This is a genomic window from Alloalcanivorax xenomutans, assembly GCF_900217905.1.
Taxonomy (GTDB): domain Bacteria; phylum Pseudomonadota; class Gammaproteobacteria; order Pseudomonadales; family Alcanivoracaceae; genus Alloalcanivorax; species Alloalcanivorax xenomutans.
In genome coordinates, this window is sequence record NZ_OBMO01000017.1 from 44,452 (window position 1) to 59,566 (window position 15,115).

14 protein-coding genes are annotated in these 15,115 nt (G+C 61.9%); 6 read left to right on the plus strand and 8 right to left on the minus strand.

The genetic code is table 11. From position 1 onward, the window contains the following. Positions 1 to 7: 7 nt before the first annotated feature. On the minus strand, positions 8 to 1,195 hold the full coding sequence (locus CRO06_RS14105) for a toxic anion resistance protein (protein WP_167374850.1): 1,188 nt from the start codon (positions 1,193 to 1,195) through the stop codon (positions 8 to 10). 193 nt (positions 1,196 to 1,388) lie between these two features. Between CRO06_RS14105 and CRO06_RS14110 the strand changes: the two genes are divergently transcribed. Together CRO06_RS14110 and CRO06_RS14115 are read left to right on the plus strand one after the other, a co-directional pair. Beyond that, positions 1,389 to 2,462 carry an SMP-30/gluconolactonase/LRE family protein gene (locus CRO06_RS14110; RefSeq protein ID WP_097058711.1) on the plus strand — a complete coding sequence of 358 codons (1,074 nt, stop codon included), beginning with the start codon at positions 1,389 to 1,391 and terminating at the stop codon, positions 2,460 to 2,462. Continuing rightward, complete coding sequence (locus CRO06_RS14115; RefSeq protein ID WP_026949596.1) at positions 2,459 to 3,334, plus strand: NAD(P)-dependent oxidoreductase; 876 nt, start codon at positions 2,459 to 2,461, stop codon at positions 3,332 to 3,334. The genes CRO06_RS14110 and CRO06_RS14115 overlap by 4 nt, the downstream gene beginning before the upstream one ends. A 102-nt stretch (positions 3,335 to 3,436) precedes the next feature. On the opposite strand, the gene CRO06_RS14120 is transcribed toward CRO06_RS14115, so the two are convergent. Beyond that, the gene (locus tag CRO06_RS14120) at positions 3,437 to 4,450 is read right to left on the minus strand and encodes an amidohydrolase family protein (protein WP_097058712.1); all 1,014 of its coding nucleotides are present in this window, start codon (positions 4,448 to 4,450) and stop codon (positions 3,437 to 3,439) included. Positions 4,451 to 4,599: 149 nt separating this feature from the next. On the opposite strand from CRO06_RS14120, the gene CRO06_RS14125 reads away from it, so the two are divergent. Genes CRO06_RS14125 through CRO06_RS14135 form a run of 3 tightly spaced genes read left to right on the plus strand, consistent with a single transcriptional unit; the run spans position 4,600 to position 6,814 of the window. Further along, positions 4,600 to 5,007 (plus strand): MbcA/ParS/Xre antitoxin family protein, encoded by a 408-nt coding sequence (locus CRO06_RS14125; RefSeq protein WP_022994644.1) that lies wholly within the window; start codon positions 4,600 to 4,602, stop codon positions 5,005 to 5,007. After that, positions 5,004 to 5,711 (plus strand): RES family NAD+ phosphorylase, encoded by a 708-nt coding sequence (locus CRO06_RS14130; protein ID WP_051414481.1) that lies wholly within the window; start codon positions 5,004 to 5,006, stop codon positions 5,709 to 5,711. Before CRO06_RS14125 ends, CRO06_RS14130 begins: the two co-directional genes overlap by 4 nt. A gap of 5 nt (positions 5,712 to 5,716) precedes the next feature. Then, positions 5,717 to 6,814, plus strand: a complete 1,098-nt coding sequence (locus CRO06_RS14135; RefSeq protein WP_097058713.1) for an NAD(P)/FAD-dependent oxidoreductase — start codon at positions 5,717 to 5,719, stop codon at positions 6,812 to 6,814. Positions 6,815 to 6,821: 7 nt separating this feature from the next. On the opposite strand, the gene CRO06_RS14140 is transcribed toward CRO06_RS14135, so the two are convergent. The 6 genes from CRO06_RS14140 to CRO06_RS14165 form a co-directional block, all read right to left on the minus strand. Further along, positions 6,822 to 7,541, minus strand: coding sequence for a proteasome-type protease (locus tag CRO06_RS14140; protein WP_097058714.1), 720 nt, complete (start codon positions 7,539 to 7,541; stop codon positions 6,822 to 6,824). A 16-nt stretch (positions 7,542 to 7,557) separates the two neighbouring features. After that, positions 7,558 to 8,355, minus strand: a complete 798-nt coding sequence (locus tag CRO06_RS14145) for a transglutaminase family protein (protein ID WP_097058715.1) — start codon at positions 8,353 to 8,355, stop codon at positions 7,558 to 7,560. Beyond that, the gene (locus CRO06_RS14150) at positions 8,352 to 9,293 is read right to left on the minus strand and encodes an alpha-E domain-containing protein (RefSeq protein WP_097058716.1); all 942 of its coding nucleotides are present in this window, start codon (positions 9,291 to 9,293) and stop codon (positions 8,352 to 8,354) included. Before CRO06_RS14150 ends, CRO06_RS14145 begins: the two co-directional genes overlap by 4 nt. After that, the gene (locus tag CRO06_RS14155) at positions 9,287 to 10,726 is read right to left on the minus strand and encodes a circularly permuted type 2 ATP-grasp protein (RefSeq protein WP_097058717.1); all 1,440 of its coding nucleotides are present in this window, start codon (positions 10,724 to 10,726) and stop codon (positions 9,287 to 9,289) included. The genes CRO06_RS14150 and CRO06_RS14155 overlap by 7 nt, the downstream gene beginning before the upstream one ends. Positions 10,727 to 10,991: 265 nt before the next feature. Continuing rightward, entirely contained in the window at positions 10,992 to 11,921 is a 930-nt protein-coding gene (locus CRO06_RS14160) for an electron transfer flavoprotein subunit alpha/FixB family protein (protein ID WP_022994637.1), read from the minus strand. Next, the gene (locus CRO06_RS14165) at positions 11,921 to 12,670 is read right to left on the minus strand and encodes an electron transfer flavoprotein subunit beta/FixA family protein (protein WP_022994636.1); all 750 of its coding nucleotides are present in this window, start codon (positions 12,668 to 12,670) and stop codon (positions 11,921 to 11,923) included. Before CRO06_RS14165 ends, CRO06_RS14160 begins: the two co-directional genes overlap by 1 nt. A gap of 573 nt (positions 12,671 to 13,243) precedes the next feature. Here CRO06_RS14165 and CRO06_RS14170 point away from each other — a divergent pair. Then, positions 13,244 to 14,899 (plus strand): electron transfer flavoprotein-ubiquinone oxidoreductase, encoded by a 1,656-nt coding sequence (locus CRO06_RS14170; RefSeq protein ID WP_097058718.1) that lies wholly within the window; start codon positions 13,244 to 13,246, stop codon positions 14,897 to 14,899. The last annotated feature ends 216 nt before the right edge of the window (positions 14,900 to 15,115 follow it).

A 15,115-nucleotide genomic window follows, 5' to 3' on the forward strand; every position in this document is an offset into this window, starting at 1 on the left:
CCGCGAATCACGGATTGAGATCGATGGCGAGCGCCGAACGGGACGCCTCGGCTTGCTCCAACTGTGACAGCGCGTCATCCCCTTTGCGGGTCAACACCGCCATTTTCTGAATCGAATCGGCCATGCCCGGCAGGGCTTCACGGCGGAACCGGGCGATGTCTTCCAGGGAAGCATTGATATCAACGAACGCCTGTCGCAGGACCTCCATATCCAGCTGCGTGGACGCCGCGCGGGTATGGATCTCCGCGCCCTGCTGACGCAGCCGCTGGGCGGTACCGGCGATCAGTGTATCGGTGGTTTTGTTCACCGCGTCGATCTTGTCCAGCACGATGCGCTGATTGGCCAGGGCCATGGCCAGGGTCACCGCGATGCGCAGCGCATTGACGGTAACCTGGGTGGCGCGGTCCACGCCGCGGATCAGCTCGCGGTTATTGCGGACGATCACTTCGGTGGTGAGTACGCCCTGCTGATTCACCGCCAACTGCTGCTGCATATCCTGAATCCGCTGACGCAAGGGAAACAGCAACTCCTCCTGGACGAACCGGTGCCGCGGATCCTGGGGGTCGATGTCACGCTCCAGGGCACGGGACAAACGCGCATCGATCTGCTCGCCGAGGGCAACAGCCCGGCTCAACTGCCGACCGTTCTCGCGCATGTCCTGCTGATCCGCCTGCAGGGTGATGTTGTCCCGGCGTAACTGCTCACGCCCTTGCTCCAGTGATTCGACAATGGCGGCGATCACCGTGGACGCGGATTCATAGCGGGAAAAATAGCGTTTCAGCGGCGTGCCGACGAAGGGCAGATAGCCAGCCAGCCGGGAAAACCAGCCCGGGGACAGATCCACCCGCGCCGGGTCCAGTGACTCTACCTGGACTTTCAGATCGACCAGGGCGTTGGCCACGGGTCCGCCGTCCTCGGCGCGGCTGGCGAGCCGGTGCACCGGCTCCTCCAACAACCGGCTTTGACGGGCCGCGCGCGCCTGAACATCCCGCCCCATGTTTTCCACGGCGCCGCGCGCCGGGGCCGGGTCACCGCTGGCAGACGCGCTCAGTAACTGTTCCACCAGTTGATCAGCCCGTTGTGCCAGCGCCTGACTTTCATCCTCCGCCACTGGCACGGCCGAATTCAATTCCGCCGCCAGCGCGTCGGGCGCCGCCACCTGCAAACCGCCCTGTTCCGGATTTACGTTGCTCATATTGCTGTCCTTATCCACTATTATCCCGGCGCCGGCGTCCCGCTCCATGATCCCGTTCCGCTGCCCCTTTCCGCGATTTTCCGCGATCCCCGCGGGAAGGTCATCGCCATCTTCCACTGGCATGATAGCCTATCATGCCCCGGCGGGACGGATTGCGCTCCGCATTCGAGGCTTCAAGAGTAAGGAAGACAAAATGAAAAAAGCCCTGTTGATCCTGATCCTCCTGGTTCTGGCCGGTTACCTGTTGTTCTGGCCTGTGCCGGTGGAACCGGTGGCCTGGGACGCTCCCGAAGCACCGGCTCTGGAAGGCCCATACGCAGTAAACGACCAGCTCGGCCGGGTACACCGTTTGGCCGCGGGCGAAGGCCGGGGCCCGGAAGATGTGGCGGTGGATAAAGAGGGACGTCTCTATGTCGGTTATGAAGACGGGCGCATCGTCCGCTTCCGCGGCGACGGCAGCGACGCCGACCTGATCGCCAACACCGGCGGCCGGCCGCTGGGGCTGGATTTCGCCCCGGACGGCACTCTGGTGGTGGCCGATGGCTATCAGGGCCTGTTGCGCATCAATGCGCAATCCGGCGCGGTCACGGCGCTCACCAAGGAGGCGAACGGCGTACCCTTCAAATTCACCGATGACGTGGACGTGGCCAGCGACGGCGTCATTTACTTTACCGATGCCTCAAGCAAATTCGGCCCGGCGATGAAAGCCCGGGACGATATCATCGAACATGGCGGCCACGGCCGGCTGCTGAAGTACGATCCGCGAAACGACACCACCACGGTCCTGCTGGACGGCCTGCAATTCGCCAACGGCGTGGCCCTGGCCCCGGACGAGTCCTACCTGCTGGTGGTGGAAACCGGCAGCTACCGGGTGCTGCGTTATTGGCTCAGTGGCGAACGGGCCGGTGAAAACGACGTGTTCATCGATAATTTGCCGGGTATTCCCGACGGCATCTCCGGTAATGGCACCGATACTTTCTGGGTGGCCCTGTTCGCACCACGCAACGCCGCTCTGGATGCCATGGCCGACAAGCCCCTGTTGCGCAAGGTGGTCTTTCGTCTGCCCGAGTTCATGCAGCCGCAACCGGCCCATCACGCCTTTGTGCTAGGCCTGGATACCGACGGCAACGTCACCCATAACCTGCAGTATCTCGGTGACGATGCGTTTTCCCCCATCACCAGTGTGGAGCAGGTCGGCCAGCGCTTGCTGCTGGGCAGCCTCACCGCCGACAGCTTCGCCATCTACAACCTTGAGGAGCCCCAATGATTTCCCGAGTCGCATTTATCGGCCTTGGTGTTATGGGCTATCCCATGGCCGGTCACCTGGCCCGTGCCGGCCTGGAAGTAACGGTCTACAACCGCACCGGCGCCAAGGCCGAAGCCTGGGTGAAGGAATACGGCGGCCGCCATGCCGCCACTCCGGCACTGGCCGCCGAAGGCGCCGATGCGGTGTTCCTGTGCGTGGGCAATGACCAGGACCTGCATCAGGTTACCCTTGGCGAAGACGGCGCGGTGAGCACTCTGGCCACCGGCGCGGTGCTGGTGGACCACACCACCGCCAGCGCCACCATGGCCCGCACCCTCGACGACGCCTGCCGCGAACAGGGCGCCCATTTCATCGACGCACCGGTTTCCGGTGGCCAGCAAGGCGCCGAGAACGGCCAGCTTTCGGTGATGTGCGGCGGCGAGGAAGCGGTGTTCGAGCGTGTCGCCCCGGTGCTGGATCACTATGGCAAGAGCGTGGTGCTGATGGGACCGGCGGGCAGCGGCCAGCTCACCAAAATGGCCAACCAGATTTGCGTCGGCGCGGCGATCCAGGGCGTGGCCGAGGCCATTGCCTTTGCCCAGGATGCCGGGTTGGACGCGGAAAAAGCCATGCAGGTGATCGGCGCCGGCGCCGGCAGTTCCTGGCAATTGCTGAACCGCCACCAGACCATGATCGCCGATGAGTACGACCATGGCTTCGCCGTGGACTGGATGCGCAAGGATCTGATGATCTGTCTGGCCGAGGCCAATCGCACCGGCACGCCCCTGCCGGTGACCGCGCAGATCAACGAATTCTATAAGGACATTCAGGCCATGGGCGGCGGCCGTTGGGATACGTCCAGTCTGCTGCGCCGGTTACGGCGGCGGGATTGATCAGGGAATCGTGACCCACTGTGGGAGCCAGCCTGCAGACGAATGGCGCGCCGCACCAGTGAGCTTGCAAGGCAACATGGAATCTCCCACGGCGGCGTAGAGCTATTTCGCCACGGCGCCCTTTTCCGGCACCAGCGCCTTGGCGTTGTCGCTGGCCACCCGTCGCGCCACCTCTTCCGGCAGGGCGTTCAGCAGCGGCCGATAGCTGTTGAGGATTTTCTTCATACTGCCGAAATGTCCGACCAGGTCGGTGCCCAGGGTGAAGCGGTCGGGATGATCATTGATCAGCGTCAACCACACCTCGCGCGGCCGGTCATCATCCAGCAGGTAGTGCTCCCGCACACTCCAGGACAGATCCACGTAGAGGTTGTCATAGCGCTCCAGCAGCGCGCGGACAATAGCCGGCAGCGTCTCCAACGGCGCTTGCCGCGCTTCCACCCCACCACTGGTGCCGGCGTGGGCAAGAATAAAGCGGGTCTTCGGGTTTTCCTTGAGCGCGTCTTCCAGCTCCTCAAGATAGATCGGCGTTTTCTCCCGTAGCGAAGTCAGATTGCTGTGCAGCAGCACCGGCAAACCGTGGCGGGCGGCCACCCGATATACCTTCATCAGCGCCGGGTGATTGGCCCGCGGCGTTTCCCCTTCGGTCAGGGCGGTGAGATCATCATGGCGAGTGATTACTTCACCGATCCCGCGCCACAGGCCCGGATAGCGCTCGATCAGCGCCTCCACGTGCCGGGCGGCGTTGAGGTCGGTGGGATTGATACCGCTGATAAAGGGCATCAGCCGCCGCCGGCGCTCTTGTGGCAATGCGGCGATGGCCTGGGCCAACAGGTCGTCGGTGGCGCTGTAGTAGTACAACGGTGCTTCGTCGCCAAGGAAGTAACGGGGCCGGCGCGGCGCGCTTTGCTCCCACTTTTTCACCACCGGCAGGCCAAAGACCCAGGCCTGCTCCACCCTGGCCTTGTCCATGGCATTGAACATGGCGTCCATGCCTTCGCTTTCCTGCATGAAATCCACGTAATGCAGGTGCGCGTCCACATACCGCCCCTCGTAATGAGCATCCCTTGCCCACAGCGGTGAGCTCACCAGCAACGCCAATACGGCCAGAAATCGCATTATTTGCTTTCCTCCATGATGTCCTGCCTTCCTTGACCGGCGAAGCTGCCAGGGGTTCGGCGGATTATACAGAGTCTTACCCTTTTATCCATTTATGGACAAATCGCATATTTATGTCCTAATATGGACAAAACGTCAGGAGGTGCCCCATGCAACCGGCCCACGACACTCAGAATCTGCCCGCTCTGGACGATCAGGCCCGCCATGCCGCCCTGCGCGCGGTGCTCAAACTGCTCGATTTGTGGCAATGCACTGAGAAGGAGAAGACCGCGCTGCTCGGCGTCGGCCGCTCCACCCTGCACAAGTACCAGAGTCGCCCGGAAAGCGCCCGCATTTCCAATGATTTGCTGGAGCGCCTGAGCTATCTGCTCAACATTCATCAGGCGTTGCGCACCCTGTTCGGCAACCGGGAGAACGTCTATGGCTTCGTGCGCATGCCCAACCACAATCCCTACTTCAACGGCATCAGCCCCATGGAGGCCATGAGCACCGGGCGGGTCGCCAGCCTCTACGAGGTGTTCCGTCATCTGGACAGCCTGCGCGGGGGCCAGTGGTGAACGAAGCGGACTATCGTGAACTGCCGCTGCGTGCCTTTGACCATCAGGAGGCGTACCGTCTCGTCAACGGCAAATACCCACCCATTGATCTGTTCGATGATGTCGCCGACGAGAGCGATTTCGGCGCCCTTTTCGCGGTACAGGCGCTGACCAATCCCCGCCTGCAAACCCAGATCGGAGAGCTGAACCGGGTACCGCCGGAACGCCGTCCCTGGGGCATTCCGGGCTGCAGCTACGCCCTGGCCCCTTTTGTCCACGTCAATCCCGCCGGCTCGCGCTTCTCCGACGGCGGCTTCGGCGTGCTCTACTGCGCCGAGCGCATGGCCACCGCCATTGCCGAAACCCGTTATCACCAGCAACACTACTTCCAGCAGGTCGTTGGGCTGAAGTACGACCGGGTGGTGATGCGCGGTCTGCGGGTTCGCTTTTCCGCCGAGTTACGCGACATTCACAACCCGCCGCGCGACGACGATCAGTGGTATCACCCCGAGGATTACAGCGGCGCCCGCCGCCTCGGCCAGCGTCTGTTTGAAGCCGACGAGCATGGCCTCGCCTACAGCTCGGTACGCGATCCGGGGGCGCTGTGTTTTGCCCTGTTTTCCCCACATCTGGTGGAGTCAGTAATTCCCAGCACCCACTATGAATACATCTGGGATGGTGAGCGCATCGCCCATGTTCTCACCATCCGCCGTGTCACCGGGTGATCAGTATGGAATCCATGGGAACAGTGATCATCGGCGGCGGCGTGGTGGGCCTGGCCATTGCCCGGGAACTGGCCCTGGCCGGCCGCGCACCGGTATTGCTGGAAGCGGAGGCGCACTTTGGCGAGCACCTGTCCTCGCGCAACAGTGAGGTGATCCATGCCGGCCTTTATTACCCACCGGGTTCCCTCAAAGCCATGTCCTGCCTGCGCGGCAATGCCCTGCTCTACGAGTATTGCCAGCGCCGCCGGGTGGCCCATCGCCGTTGCGGCAAATGGGTGGTGGCAAGAGGCGAGGAGCAGGCCCGGCAACTGCGGGCTGTGTACGACAACGCCATTGCCGCTGGCGCCAGCGGATTGCACTGGCTGGGGCGCCCTGCTCTGCAACATGAGGAGCCCTGGCTGGCGGCGGATCTGGCGCTGGCCAGCGAACACACCGGCATCGTCGACAGTCACGGCCTGATGGCCGCTCTGGCCGCCGACGCCGAAGAAGCCGGCGCTTTGTTGTGCCTGCGGCACAGTGTGACCGCCCTGGGCGGAGACCGGCACGGTTTCGAGTTACAGGTGACCGGCCCGGATGGCGGCTTTCAGTTGCACTGCGAGCAACTGGTGATCGCCGCCGGACTGGGCAGCGTACCGTTGCTGCAACGTCTGCACGGGCTGCCGGCGGAGCTGGCTCCGCAACAGGGACTGGCGCGGGGTAATTATTTCCGCCTGCGTGGCGCCAGCCCCACCCGACGCCTGGTCTACCCACTGCCGGAACGGCACGGCCTGGGCGTGCATCTGACCGTGGATCTGGCGGGCCAGGCGCGCTTCGGGCCGGACGTGGAATGGATCGACGAGGTGGATTACCGCGTCAATCTCCAGCGCGAGCCAGCATTCGAGGATGCGGTGCGGGCCTACTGGCCGGGCCTTCCAGCCGGCTCACTGTTGCCGGACTACACCGGCATCCGCCCCAAATTACGCCTGCGCGGCGAATCCCATGCGGATTTCTGCCTGCTCGACGAGCAGGATCACGGCCTGCCAGGCCTGATCGCCTTGCTGGGCATCGAGTCACCGGGACTCACCGCCGCCCTGGCGCTGGCGGAACGGGTTCGGCGGTACTGAGCCGCCCCTACCATTGCATGTCCGGCATCGCCTGGAAGGCACCACGCAAAGCCTGAGACCAGGCCTCGCCCAACGCCCGGAAGCCCTCGTGATGCTCATCCACATCATAGTGAAGATGGTCATCAAAGCTGTCGCGGGGATACTTGAGAACATCCAGGGGCAAGCCCACCGACAGGTTGGAACGAAGGGTGGAATCGATACTCAGCAAGGCGCACTTGATGCCATCGTCCAGGGAGGTACGGTATTCCACCACCCGGTCGATGATCGGCTTGCCGTACTTGGTTTCGCCGATCTGAAAGTACGGCGTGTCCGCCGTGCATTCGATGAAATTGCCTTCCGGGTAGACCAGAAACAGCCGCGGCGCTTCACCGCGAATTTGTCCCCCGACGATGAAGCTGCTGCCGAAATCCACCGACCCCTGCGTCTGACCGGCGTCGCGCTGACGCACTTCGCGGCTGGTGGCACCGACAATGGCCGCCACATCATACAGCGAGCCGACGCCGTTGAGATTGGGCCGGTCGCTGTCCAGACGCATGCGCAACAGGCTGACCACGCTCTGAGTGGTGGCCAGGTTACCGGCGCTAAGCAGAACCACCAGACGCTCCCCGGACACCTGGAAGGTATGCAGCTTGCGAAACGTGGCGATCTGATCCACGCCGGCGTTGGTCCGCGAATCCGCGGCGAACACCAGCCCTTGTTCCAGGCGCATGGCGACACAATAGGTCATCGGTTTCTCCCGGCGATCACTGATCCCCGGCGCCGGTCTGCCGCACCAGGGCCGCCGCTCGCAGGGATTCCACGCCACCACCGTAACGGACGCCGCGTACCGGGCAGGCGTCCAGATAATCGAAGCCCACCGCCAGCTTCAGATGGCGTCTCGGACGGCGGGTCTGATTGGTCACGTCAAAAGTGTGCCAGCGTTCATCGAACCAGACCTCGGCCCAGGCATGGCTGGCGACGTGCTCGGAATCATCGCTGTAAAGATAGCCGCTGACGTAGCGGGCGGGAATCCCCAGGGCCCGGCAGCAGGACAGAAATACATGGGTATGATCCTGACACACCCCTTTCCTCAACCGATATGCCTCGGCGGCGGTGCTGGACACATCGGTGACGCCGGGCGTAAACGGCATTCTCGACAGGATGGTTTCGCTCAACCTCTCAAGATTGGCCAGGATCCCGGCGGCGCACTGATGGTTCCGGGCCAGTTCATGGAGCAACGAATCCGGACGGGTAAACGGAGAATAACGGCAGTAAACCAGAGGGGAAATCCGGGTGTCATCGTCCTCACGGTCCTCGCCCTCGATTTCCACTTCGCCAGTGGCGGTGAGACGTATGGCCTCGTGGGGCTGGTCCAGGGTCAGCACGTGCAGGATATTACCGAAGCCATCGGAGGCCTCGCTGGCCGGCTCCGGCATGTCCAGATGCCAGTGCAGAATACGCTGCCGTGCCGATGGACGCGGCGTCAGCCGCAGATACTGCGTACTGTGCAGCACTTGCTCGGAATAACGGTATTCGGTGCTGTGTCGAATCGACAGTTTCATACGACCTCCAGATATTCCTCGCGGATGGTATCCGCCAGCTCATTGATACGGCGCAGAAAATCCGTCAGGTAATCGTGCAAACCGGTGTCCAGCACATGCTCCAGATCACCGTATTGCAGCCGCGCGAACTGCACCGCCGCCAAGCGCTTGGCGGTCTGCCCGGCCCGCCCCTCGATCGCCGGCAGCAACTCACACAGCATCTGCATGCAGGAGCGCAGCGAGCGTGGCACCTCGGCGCCCAGAATCAGCAGCTCCGCCACCCGGTCGGCATTAATGGCCTCGCTGTAAAGCTCGCGATAGGACTCATACGCCCCCACCGAATGCAGCAAGGCGTGCCAGCGATAGAAGTCCATGGCGTCACCGCCGGAGGGAACGCCGTAAAGAGTGCCGATCTGATATTTCACATCCAGGATACGGGCCGTGTTATCGGCCCGCTCGATGAAGGTGCCAATGCGCAGAAAGCGGAAGGCATCATTGCGCATGATGGTGCCGTAGGTGGCGCCACGGAACAGGTGGGAGCGCTTTTTCACCCAATCAAAAAAGGCGCTGGCGCCGTATTGGTCCAGGCCCCCGCGGCGAATTTCCTTCAACTCCAGCCAGGTGCTGTTGATGCTTTCCCACATCTCGGCGGTGATCTTGCCACGCACCGCGTGGCCGTTTTCCCGCGCCAGACGCAGGCAATTGAAAATACTGCCGGGGTTGTCCTGATCCAGGGTGAAGAAATGCAGGACCTCGCGCACCTGGACGTCATCGTGCCGGCTCATATACAGCTCATGCGAGCCCGAGATCATCAACGGCGCTATCATCTCATCACGGGGATTGGCGACGAACGGCATCATCGACAGATTCCAGGCCACGTCGAGCATGCGAGCGGTGTTCTCGGCCCGCTCAACCAGGCGGGACAGCCAATACAGGTCGGAGGCGGTGCGACTCAGCATGACGGCGCCTCCACCACCCAGGTGTCCTTGGTACCGCCCCCCTGGGACGAATTCACCACCAGCGAACCGGCATTCATCGCCACCCGCGTAAGACCGCCCGGCACCATGCGGGGGGCACGGCCGTCACTGAGCACGAATGGGCGCAAATCGATATGCCGGGGCGCGATACCCTGCTCGACGAAGATCGGGCAGGTGGACAGCGACAAGGTCGGCTGGGCGATGTAATTATCGGGCCGTGCCCGCAGACGCTGACGAAAACTCTCGATCTCCTCGCGGCTGGCCGCCGGCCCGACCAGCATGCCGTAACCGCCGGCACCGTGGACCTCCTTAACCACCAGTTCCGGCAGATGCTCCAATACGTACTGGAGATCCTCCGGACGGCGACACAGCCGGGTTGGAACATTCTCCAGAATCGGCTCCTCACCCAGGTAGAAGCGGATCATCTCCGGTACATAAGGGTAAATGGACTTGTCATCGCCGACCCCGGAGCCGATGGCGTTGGCCAGCACCACCTTACCCTGCCGGTACACCGACAGCAGGCCAGGCACTCCCAGCATGGAGTCCGGATTGAACGCCAGCGGGTCGAGAAAATCGTCATCAATACGGCGATAGATCACGTCCACCCGTTGCGGCCCGGCGGTGGTGCGCATGTAGACGAAGCCATCCTTGACGAACAGATCCGCCCCCTCCACCAACTCGATCCCCATCTGCTGCGCCAGAAAGGCGTGCTCGAAGTAGGCGCTGTTGAAACGCCCCGGGGTCAGCAGCACCACCGTGGGATAGGGCACGGCGCTGCTGTGCTGCAGGGTATCCAGCAACAGCGATGGATAGTGCTCCACCGGCGCCACCGATTGCCCGGCGAACAACTCCGGGAACAACCGCATCATCACCCGCCGGTTTTCGATCATGTAGCTGACCCCGGACGGGGTACGCAGATTATCCTCCAGAACGTACCAGGTTCCCTCTCCGTCACGGATCAGGTCCACGCCGCTGACGTGGCTGTACACCTGGTTGGGCAGATCCACATCCTGCATGCAGGGCTGGTAATGGGCGTTGCCATAGATCTGGTCGGCGGGAATGCGGCCAGCACGGATGATCTCCTGGCCGTGGTAAATATCATCGAGGAATTGGTTCAGCGCCCTCACCCGCTGGGCCGTACCCTGCTCCAGGTGGCGCCATTCCTGCTCGGGAATAATGCGGGGAACCACGTCAAAAGGAATCAGCCGCTCCGCGCCGCTCTCCTCGCCGTAGACATTGAAGGTGATACCAACCCGGTGGAACAGCAGCTCGGCTTCCTGACGCTTGCGGTGCAGGAGCTCCTTGGACTGCCCCAACAACCAGCCGTGATAACTGGAATAGTGGGGGCGAACCGCCCCTTCCCTGGCGAACATCTCATCAAAGCCGGACACCGCCGGCGGTGTAATCGACTGCATGGCGCTTTATTCCCTGTGGCCCTCTCCCCAACGACGGGGATAGCAACAGGCTCAGCAAGGGATATGCCAATTCGGGGGCAAAGGATTCAGGGGCATCCGCCCCGGCATGGCGCAGGACCGCGATCCATGCTGAAGCAGGCCGACCTTGGGGCACCAAATCGGGGCACGACAAGGCTTCGCCAGCAGGGCAATGGATTCTCCCGTCCCAAAAGCAGAAAGCCCGGCACTAGGCCGGGCTTTCCAGGGCATCTTCGAATGCGGGCGTTCAGAGCTTGCTGTCGAGCTCCGGTACCGCTTCGAACAGATCCGCCACCAGACCGTAGTCCGCCACCTGGAAGATGGGGGCTTCTTCGTCTTTGTTGATGGCCACGATCACTTTGGAATCCTTCATGCCCGCCAAGTGCTGGATGGCACCGGAGATACCGACGGCGATGTACAGGTTCGGGGCAACGATCTTACCGGTCTGACCCACCTGCATGTCGTTCGGCACGAAACCGGCGTCAACGGCGGCGCGGGACGCACCCACGGCGGCGCCAAGCTTGTCGGCCACTTTGTAGAGGATTTCGAAGTTGTCGCCGTTGCCCATGCCGCGCCCACCGGAGATCACGATGTCGGCGCTGGTCAGCTCCGGACGGTCGGACTTGGCCAGTTCCTCGCCCACGAAGGAGGAGATACCGGCGTCCTTGACCACGTCAACGCTCTCAACGCTGGCGGAACCGCCTTCCTCGGCAACGCCGTCGAAGGAGGTGCCGCGCACGGTGAGCACTTTCTTGGCGTCGGCGCATTTCACGGTGGCGATGGCGTTACCGGCGTAGATCGGACGCTTGAAGGTGTCGCCGTCGACCACGTCGGAGATTTCAGAGATCTGCGGAGCGTCCAGCAGAGCGGCCACGCGCGGCGCGAAGTTCTTGCCGGTGGTGGTGGCGGCGGCCAGGATGTGGCTGTAGTCGCCGGCCAGTTCAACCACCAGGTCGGCGATGTTTTCCGCCAGCTGGTGCTCGTAGGCGTCGTTGTCGGCGCACAGCACCTTGCTTACGCCATCAACCTTGGCGGCCGCTTCAGCCACGGCGCCACAACCTTTACCAGCAACCAGGACGGTGATGTCGCCACCGATCTCTTTGGCGGCGGCAACCACGCTCAGGGTAACCTTGTTGAGCGTAGCGTTATCGTGTTCGGCGTAGACTAAAACACTCATCAGATCACCTTCGCTTCGTTTTTCAGTTTATCCACCAGCTCATCAACGGAGCCCACCTTGACACCGGCACTGCGTTCCGGCGGCATTTCCACTTTCTCGGTGGTGACGCGCGGAGTCAGGTCAACGCCCAGATCAGCCGGGGTTTTCACGTCCAGCGGCTTCTTCTTGGCTTTCATGATGTTCGGCAGGGAAGCGTAGCGCGGCTCGTTGAGGCGCAGATCAGTGGTTACCACCGCCGGCAGGCTCAGTTCAACGGTTTGCAGGCCGCCGTCGATTTCACGGGTCACTTTCACCTTGCCGTCGGCCACGTTCACTTCGGAAGCGAAGGTGCCTTGCGGCATGCCGGCCAGAGCCGCCAGCATCTGACCGGTCTGGTTGTTGTCACCGTCGATGGCCTGCTTGCCGAGGATGACCAACTCCGGCTTTTCTTCATCAACGATGGCTTTGAGGGCCTTGGCGATACCCAGAGGCTGAACTTCCTCGTCGGTTTCCACCAGAATCGAACGGTCCGCGCCCAGCGCCATGGCGGTACGCAGTTGTTCCTGGGCGGCCTTGGGACCGATGGACACGGCAACGATCTCGGTAACCACGCCTTTTTCCTTCAGCCGTACCGCTTCTTCCACAGCGATTTCACAGAAGGGGTTCATGGCCATTTTCACATTGGCGAGATCAACACCGGAGTTGTCTGCCTTCACGCGAACCTTAACGTTGTAGTCAACGACTCGCTTGATGGGTACAAGAACCTTCATAGGATCCTCGGAATGTTCCACTGATGACTTGTAGAAGGAGGCGAGACGACGCCGTTACCGGGTCCACCCCCGCGAGAGAGCGGCTATCTTGAACTCTGCCCGGAACGAGGTCAATAGGCCGGAAAATCGTAAGCAGATGATTTTGTTGCAAATAGACACCAATTTTCGCCCATTTTTCATGACCTTGCGGTCATCCCGGCAATAACGGCCGGCTTGCTCCGTCTCCCCCGCCCTTGCCCATTTCCACTGATCCGACGATAATCCAAACGCTCGTTTGAATTAACGTGGAAAACCATTCCGAAAGTGGTGGAATATAGCTGATGCTTATATACTCCGCGCACCCTAAGGCCTGCCCCCGCCCGGTTTATGCGGTGGCGGATGCAGGCGCCCGAACCTCTGAACAGCGCTCTATGTCTTGCCGGCCCATAAGGCTCGCAGCGACTGGCCGGCCATACCAAGGCCCGGAACAATGTGCGCCGAGCCCGGCACCAAACAAGGTGGCGCCTGGCTCGGGGGTTCCCGACCGGCCCCAGCAGAAGGGCTGTAACGCAACCGATAGTTAGGAGACAGGCTGTGGAACGCGAATCTATGGAAGTCGACGTTGTCATCGTCGGCGCCGGTCCGTCCGGTCTCGCAACCGCCTGCCGTCTGGGTCAGATCGCCCAGGAAAGCGGTCAGGAACTCAGTGTGGTCGTAGTGGAAAAAGGTTCCGAAGTCGGCGCGCACATTCTTTCTGGTGCGGTACTGGAACCTCGTGCCCTGAATGAACTGTTCCCCAATTGGAAGGAACTGGGCGCGCCCCTGAACGCTCCCGTCACCGATGATGAGATCTTCTATCTCACCGGTGCCGAGAAAGGCTCCAAAGTGCCCAACCTGTTCGTGCCGAAGACCATGCACAACGAGGGCAACTATGTCGTATCCCTGGGCAACGTCTGCCGTTGGCTGGCGGAACAGGCCGAGGGCCTGGGCATCGAGATCTTCCCGGGGTTCGCCGCCAGCGAAATCCTCTATAACGAAGATGGTTCGGTAAAAGGCATCGCCACCGGCGATTTCGGCATCGACCACAATGGCGAGAAAAAAGACAGCTACATGCCGGGCATGGAGCTGCACGCCAAGTACACCGTTTTCTCCGAAGGCTGCCGCGGCCATCTCGGCAAGCAGCTGATGGAAAAATTCAACCTGCGCGAAGGCACGGATCCCCAGCACTACGGCATCGGCATCAAGGAGCTGTGGGAAATCGATCCGTCCAAGCACCGTCAGGGCCTGGTGGTGCACACCGCCGGTTGGCCGCTGACTGAGTCCGGCTCCCCGGGCGGTGGTTTCCTCTATCACCTGGAGGACAATCAGGTCACCCTGGGTCTGATTACCGATCTGGCCTATTCCAACCCGCACGTTTCTCCGTTCGATGAGATGCAGCGTTGGAAAACCCATCCGGAAATCAAGAAATTCCTGGAAGGCGGCAAGCGTCTCAGCTATGGCGCCCGCGCCATCGCCAAGGGCGGCCTGCAATCCCTGCCGAAGATGACCTTCCCCGGTGGTCTGCTGGTGGGCTGTGACGCCGGCACCCTGAACTTTGCCAAGATCAAGGGCAGCCACACCGCCATGAAATCCGGCATGATCGCCGCCGAACTGATGGCCGAAGCGATCAAGAACGGCCAGAGCCATGATGAGCTGGTGGCCTACAAGGATGCGTTCGAGAACAGCTGGATTCACGAAGAGCTGCACCAGCAGCGCAACTTCGGGCCGGCTCAGCACAAGTTCGGCAACTTCATCGGTTCCGCCTTCGCCTTCGTGGACATCAACCTGTTCAACGGCAAGCTGCCGATCACCATGCGCGATACCACTCCGGATCACGACACCCTGAAGCCGGCGGATCAGTGCAAGAAGATCGACTACCCGAAACCGGACGGCAAGATCACCTTCAATAAGCTGGACTCGGTGTTCCTCTCCAACACCAACCATGAAGAGGATCAGCCCTGCCATCTGCAGTTGAAGGATCCGAGCATCCCGATCGAGTACAACCTGCCCAAGTACGACGAACCGGCGCAACGCTATTGCCCGGCCGGTGTGTACGAAGTGGTGGAGGACGAGAACTCGGGCGAGAAGCGCTTCCAGATCAACGCGCAGAACTGTGTGCACTGCAAGACCTGCGACATCAAGGACCCGACCCAGAATATCAACTGGGTGGCCCCGGAAGGCACCGGCGGCCCGAACTATCCCAATATGTAACGGTCCGTTGGTAACGACAAGAAAGGCGCCTCTACGGCGCCTTTCTTATTGGGATGCCTAGGATCAAAAGAGCGGACTTACGATTTTTCTTTCTAGCGGGGGAGCGTCTTTGCGGGTCCCTCGGGTGTCCATGACTGTGTGAGGCAGGACGCCGAACGCAAGCCTACGGGGATGTATTCACCGCGGGTCATGGGCACCCGGGATACCCGCAAGACC

Coding starts and splice junctions, on each gene's coding strand:
- CRO06_RS14145 (WP_097058715.1), bottom strand. CDS start 8,355: ATGAAACTGTCGATTCGACACAGCACCGAATACCGTTATTCCGAGCAA.
- CRO06_RS14115 (WP_026949596.1), top strand. CDS start 2,459: ATGATTTCCCGAGTCGCATTTATCGGCCTTGGTGTTATGGGCTATCCC.
- CRO06_RS14135 (WP_097058713.1), top strand. CDS start 5,717: ATGGAATCCATGGGAACAGTGATCATCGGCGGCGGCGTGGTGGGCCTG.
- CRO06_RS14105 (WP_167374850.1), bottom strand. CDS start 1,195: ATGAGCAACGTAAATCCGGAACAGGGCGGTTTGCAGGTGGCGGCGCCC.
- CRO06_RS14140 (WP_097058714.1), bottom strand. CDS start 7,541: ATGACCTATTGTGTCGCCATGCGCCTGGAACAAGGGCTGGTGTTCGCC.
- CRO06_RS14150 (WP_097058716.1), bottom strand. CDS start 9,293: ATGCTGAGTCGCACCGCCTCCGACCTGTATTGGCTGTCCCGCCTGGTT.
- CRO06_RS14165 (WP_022994636.1), bottom strand. CDS start 12,670: ATGAAGGTTCTTGTACCCATCAAGCGAGTCGTTGACTACAACGTTAAG.
- CRO06_RS14160 (WP_022994637.1), bottom strand. CDS start 11,921: ATGAGTGTTTTAGTCTACGCCGAACACGATAACGCTACGCTCAACAAG.
- CRO06_RS14110 (WP_097058711.1), top strand. CDS start 1,389: ATGAAAAAAGCCCTGTTGATCCTGATCCTCCTGGTTCTGGCCGGTTAC.
- CRO06_RS14120 (WP_097058712.1), bottom strand. CDS start 4,450: ATGCGATTTCTGGCCGTATTGGCGTTGCTGGTGAGCTCACCGCTGTGG.
- CRO06_RS14155 (WP_097058717.1), bottom strand. CDS start 10,726: ATGCAGTCGATTACACCGCCGGCGGTGTCCGGCTTTGATGAGATGTTC.
- CRO06_RS14125 (WP_022994644.1), top strand. CDS start 4,600: ATGCAACCGGCCCACGACACTCAGAATCTGCCCGCTCTGGACGATCAG.